The organism is Caloramator sp. CAR-1 (assembly GCF_030546345.1).
Taxonomy (GTDB): Bacteria; Bacillota; Clostridia; order Clostridiales; family Caloramatoraceae; genus Caloramator; species Caloramator australicus.
The window spans coordinates 1-2,852 of sequence record NZ_JAUONW010000060.1 but is presented as its reverse complement, the minus strand read 5'-3'; the positions used below and the strand labels follow the sequence as shown (position 1 = coordinate 2,852).

7 protein-coding genes are annotated in these 2,852 nt (G+C 31.9%); all 7 read right to left on the bottom strand.

Annotated features, from left to right (window positions below; all coding sequences use genetic code 11):
* Window positions 1-518, bottom strand: a 518-nt coding sequence (locus Q3V94_RS13620; RefSeq protein ID WP_303528537.1) for a sigma factor-like helix-turn-helix DNA-binding protein, incomplete at its 3' end; no start/stop codon positions are given.
* 48 nt (window positions 519-566) lie between these two features.
* Complete coding sequence (locus Q3V94_RS13615; protein WP_303526879.1) at window positions 567-734, bottom strand: hypothetical protein; 168 nt, start codon at window positions 732-734, stop codon at window positions 567-569.
* Window positions 728-991, bottom strand: a complete 264-nt coding sequence (locus Q3V94_RS13610) for a hypothetical protein (RefSeq protein WP_303526881.1) — start codon at window positions 989-991, stop codon at window positions 728-730. Before Q3V94_RS13610 ends, Q3V94_RS13615 begins: the two co-directional genes overlap by 7 nt.
* A 13-nt stretch (window positions 992-1,004) precedes the next feature.
* Window positions 1,005-1,448: a hypothetical protein gene (locus Q3V94_RS13605; protein WP_303526883.1), complete on the bottom strand. Its 444-nt coding sequence runs from the start codon at window positions 1,446-1,448 to the stop codon at window positions 1,005-1,007.
* A gap of 1 nt (window position 1,449) precedes the next feature.
* Window positions 1,450-1,782, bottom strand: coding sequence for a hypothetical protein (locus Q3V94_RS13600; RefSeq protein ID WP_303526884.1), 333 nt, complete (start codon window positions 1,780-1,782; stop codon window positions 1,450-1,452).
* A 20-nt stretch (window positions 1,783-1,802) separates the two neighbouring features.
* Window positions 1,803-2,369: a DUF5651 domain-containing protein gene (locus Q3V94_RS13595; protein ID WP_303528535.1), complete on the bottom strand. Its 567-nt coding sequence runs from the start codon at window positions 2,367-2,369 to the stop codon at window positions 1,803-1,805.
* A gap of 15 nt (window positions 2,370-2,384) precedes the next feature.
* Window positions 2,385-2,852: hypothetical protein (locus Q3V94_RS13590; RefSeq protein ID WP_303528534.1), on the bottom strand; the 468-nt coding region annotated here is incomplete at its 5' end.

Genomic DNA, 2,852 nt, shown 5'->3' with positions numbered 1-2,852 from the left:
CATTTTATTTCAAAATATTTGGCAAAGTCCTCAACTATTTCTTCTCGTTTTCTTGCTATTGTGCTTTTCCCCATATTAAGCATGTCTGCTATGTAATAAATACTATATCCATCTCCATACTTCATCTCAATAATTTGCTTTGCTTCTTCACTCATTTGATTAATCGCATATTCTATGTCGGCAATTCTTGTTTCAATATCTATTACTTTTGCTTTTAGCTTTAATTTTTCTTTGATTGTTCTTTTTAATTCTTCTTCAAGTTTTGTTATTAATCTTATAAGTTCTTTTTCTGCTTGACTGGATCCGTCGCTATTACTTTGTATATAAGGTTTATCATAAGCTATTGATTGTAAATCTGTTTTTAATGTTACATTCGTATTTTTAATATCTTCAGTAAGTTTTCTTATCTTTTGCTCAAGTATTTCAATTTTATGTTTCATTCTTCCTAATTTCTTCTTATCTCTAAAATACCTATACAACATTCCTTCTGTCTTTCTAAAGATTTCGTGTTTTATCATTACGTCACCACCTTATTGTGAACTTTTTGTTTAACTAAGACCTATACATCACCTTCTATTCCATTTGTTCCATTCTTGTTCAAATTCATTCATTTTCTCTCTAATCAAGTTTGTCTGTGCATTAACTTCTTTCCATACTGTCAGAGCTAATAATAGAGCTGTAAAAAAGATTCCAATCATCCCACCAATTATCATAATAATTATTACTTTTAACATACCTTTACCCTCCTAATTTTCATTAACTTTTCCCCATCTTTATAAACTTGTCCACAAACTGTGCATAACTTTATACTTATTTTATCTTTTCCATGCTTCATTTTGCCTTCTATAAGAACCATTCCACATTCGCATATATTGCTTTGTTGTTTATGTATCTTTGCAGCCTTCTCCGCATTTATCTTAAATCTAATCAAGTCATTCGCCAGGAGGTCCACTATTGCACATGCAGTGTATTTTATTGCTTCTGGGTGCATATTACTTTACCTCCTAAATTAATTTTAATTGTCCTAGTTGAACAAAGTTTTTTAGATTCTTTGCAAATTCAGAAGTTTTCCTCCAGCCACCATGCTCATACCATATTTTGTCCTCATATCTTGCAATAGCTTCTTTTAACTTCATCTTTTCAAATAAAATTTCACATGGTCTACATTTTAAAATTAACAAATTTCCGTTTACTTCTTTTGTCCAGGGTAAAAACCTTTCTTCATTTAATAATAAAGCTTTTTCTATCGTTATTCCTTCTTCTGATACGTCCTTTATAACACATCTGTAATATAATTCGTTATTGTCATATATTAAAGAATATATAAATTGTCCTGGAGTCAGGTCATATCCATATTCCTCTTTCTCTATTTCTGTCATATTAATTGATATGCCTAATCCTCTATTATCTCGATAGTAAAGCTTTAAATTGTCTCCTTTGATAATCACTTTACATCTCTCCTTGATTTTTATATAAGCTCTGTAAGCCACTCAATTCCGCTTGCAATGCCTCAAGCATATCCCTCGCTGTTTTATAACTCACCTCTGCCAGGTCTCTTTTGTATTTCAACTCTGCCACATTTCCTCTTGCAACATCAGGGATGAGAGTGGCTTGCATTTTCTCATCCTTCAATTTTACAATCTCTTTTGCTAATGCAAGCCTATATTCCCTTTCAGCTTCGGCATAAGCCTTAGCGTATTTGTAAAGTTCATTAACTCCTTTTTCAATTCTCTTTGCTGTTTCGTAAATAGCTTGTCCTATATCTATCATATCTAATGCCATGTTATGCAGCCCCTAACATTTTAATTTTGTTCACTCATAATTATTCTCTGCCATCTATCTATAAAAACTTGCTTTTTTATTCTTAATTCATCCGCATCCATATTTGCTGGTGTTATTTGATATGGGCATCCTTTTGCTGTTAAATCGTATTCTTCTATGTCTCTTGATTTGAATATCTTATAAAATTTGCATTCTTTAAAGTTTTTACATGCCATTTTGCATTTTTCATCGCAGCCGAGTTCAAGTAAAAGCTCCGATAAGTCAATTAGTTTTTCTTGTGTTACCTTCTTTTTCTTCTTTAACTCAAACTTTTTTGGAATGTTATATTGAAAATGATTAGGCAAATGTTCATTTAAAGCTGCTGCAAACTCTGCTAATCTCTTATCTCCAAAACCTAATTTTTCTCTTAACACATGTTCTAAAGCATCACTTACTGCAATTATGTAATCTTCAACTGCTCTTGTTGCTAATTCTTTTGCCCTTTCTTCTGCTGCATTTGCTGCTGCTTTCATAAGTGCATTTGTCCCTTGCTGTTTTAATCTATTTTGTATAGCTTGTCTTTGCATTTTTCTTATCATATTGCCCATACAAAATCCCCCTTTTTACAAAATTGATAAAAACTCCTCTAATGTCATGCATACTATCCAGCCTTTATTATCCTGTCTCATAAAAAGCATATTGCTGTTTTTATCTTGTTCAAGCCACTTGTATATTGTGTTTAAGCCTGACTTTCTTCTCTTAACTTCAATTCTTTTTTCAGTATCTTTAATTTTACATATCACATCACATGAATATTTGTCTGTTTTTAAAGCTCCTGAGAGAGGAATTCTCTCGGCCTGTATCCCATATTTATTTAAAAGCTCCACTACTTCTCTCTCTCCTGTATAGCCTTTTCTTTTCGCTCTCTTTCCTCTCTTACTCGCTTCACTTTCCTTTTTCATTTTCTTGGCCAACTTCCTTTCTTCTCTTTGTCTTATTTGTCTTTTACAGAAGATTCTTTTATCCTCTGGCCAATATAGGCTGTAATCTTCACATATCCAACATTTTCCTTGTGTGAAACTTATAAAGTT

Coding starts and splice junctions, on each gene's coding strand:
- Q3V94_RS13615 (WP_303526879.1), bottom strand. CDS start 734: ATGTTAAAAGTAATAATTATTATGATAATTGGTGGGATGATTGGAATC.
- Q3V94_RS13610 (WP_303526881.1), bottom strand. CDS start 991: ATGCACCCAGAAGCAATAAAATACACTGCATGTGCAATAGTGGACCTC.
- Q3V94_RS13600 (WP_303526884.1), bottom strand. CDS start 1,782: ATGGCATTAGATATGATAGATATAGGACAAGCTATTTACGAAACAGCA.
- Q3V94_RS13595 (WP_303528535.1), bottom strand. CDS start 2,369: ATGGGCAATATGATAAGAAAAATGCAAAGACAAGCTATACAAAATAGA.